This is a genomic window from Streptomyces phyllanthi, assembly GCF_009377205.1.
Lineage (GTDB): Bacteria > Actinomycetota > Actinomycetes > Streptomycetales > Streptomycetaceae > Streptomyces > Streptomyces phyllanthi.
Genome location: NZ_VJZE01000870.1, coordinates 1 through 1648, shown reverse-complemented (window position 1 = coordinate 1648; position 1648 = coordinate 1). Strand labels below are relative to the sequence as shown.

Sequence of the window (1648 nt, the reverse complement as noted above, 5' to 3'; positions counted from 1 at the left end):
GTGCTGGGACATGTCAGACTCCGGTCTCGAGTGGTTCCGCTTGCTCGGCTCGCCCTGCCGGCCCCGGCCGGCTCGCGGTCCTGAGGTGGCGCAGGGCGTACGACCGCCAGGGGCGCCAGGTGTCGGGGACGTCGGCGTCCGGCGGGGCGACGTCCGGGTCGCCGAGGGCGCGGGCGCGGATCAGGGCGACGGTACGGGGGTCCATGCCCGGCAGCGCCAGCAGTGTCTCCTGGGCGTCGTCCCGGTCGACGCCCGCGTCGAGCCGCAGCGTGCCGTCGGCGAGCGCGGTGGCGAGCGCGCTCACGGCCGGGGGGACGTCCTCCGCGTCCGCGAGGGCGGCGGGCTCGGGGAAGACGTGGGTGAGCGTCCCGCACGGTGCGTCCAGTGCCTTCCCGTACGCCGTCACCAGTCTCCCCGCCTCCGCCGCGCCGACGAGGGCCCGCACGGCCAGTTCCTCCGGATCGGCGGCGCCGGGTGACCGCAGTCCGGGGCGCGCGGCGACCAGCGGTGCGAGCCGGGGATCGCGGCCGAGCCGCTCGTCGACGGCGTACGGATCGGCGTCGAGGTCGAACAGCCGTCGCAGCCGCTGTACGGCGGTGGTGAGGTCGCGTGGATCGCCGAGACGGATCCGCGCGTCCAGCCAGCCACCGTGCGACCGCTCGTCGACGGCGACGATCGCTTGGCCGTACGGCAACCGGAGCGTGCGCCGGTACGTACGACGCCCGTGCGCACCGCTCACCTCCTCGACACCGGGGACCGCCTCGGCGGCCAGCAGGTCGAAGACGGCGCCGGACTGACAGGGCCCGCGGAAGGCCAGCCGCAGCGGGATCCCGGAGGCCGGTGCGGCGGGGGCGCGCCTGCGGGGCGCGGAGGCGCGCAGCTCGGTCGGTGTGGCGGCGTACACGGCGCGGATCGTGTCGTTGAACTGGCGCACACTGGCGAACCCGGCCGCGAACGCGATCTCCGTGATCGGCAGCAGGGTGGTCTGCAACAGCACCCGCGCGGTGTGCGCCCGCTGCGCCCGCGCCAGCGCCACCGGCCCGGCACCGACCTCGGCGGTGAGCTGCCGCTGCACCTGGCGGGCGCTGTAGCCGAGCCGCTGGGCCAGCCCGGCGACGCCCTCCCGGTCGACGATCCCGTCGCCGATCATGCGCATGGCACGACCGACGACGTCCGCGCGTACGTTCCACTCGGCGGACCCGGGTACCGCGTCCGGCAGGCACCGCCGGCAGGCCCGGAACCCGGCGCCCTGCGCGGCCGCGGCGGTCGGGTAGAACCGCACGTTCCGCCGCTTCGGCGTCACCGCGGGGCAGCTGGGCCGGCAGTAGATCCCGGTCGTCTCCACGGCGAAGAAGAACTCCCCGTCGAACCGCCCGTCCCTGCTCCGCACGGCCTCGTACCCGGTCTCTTCATCGATCACGCCCTCCAGTGTGGTCGATCCGGGTCGGGTGGACTGGCGGGATTCGGACACGGCGTTTCGAGGGGTGGGGCGAGTGGGCGGCCCGTCCCCGGCCCGTCCGGCACTCGGGGACGAGGCCGTGGCCGTGGCCGTGGCCGTGGCCGTGGCCGTGGCCGTGGCCGTGGCCGTGGCCGTGGCCGTGGCCGTGGCCGTGGCCGTTCAGGCCGATACGGGGGTATGGGGCGAGGT

The 1648-nt window shown here is 75.9% G+C and carries 1 protein-coding gene; it reads right to left on the bottom strand.

Annotated features, from left to right (window positions below; genetic code table 11):
- Positions 1-13: 13 nt before the first annotated feature.
- Entirely contained in the window at positions 14-1417 is a 1404-nt protein-coding gene (locus FNH04_RS45745; RefSeq protein WP_322725756.1) for a DNA-3-methyladenine glycosylase 2 family protein, read from the bottom strand.
- Positions 1418-1648 lie beyond the last annotated feature (231 nt).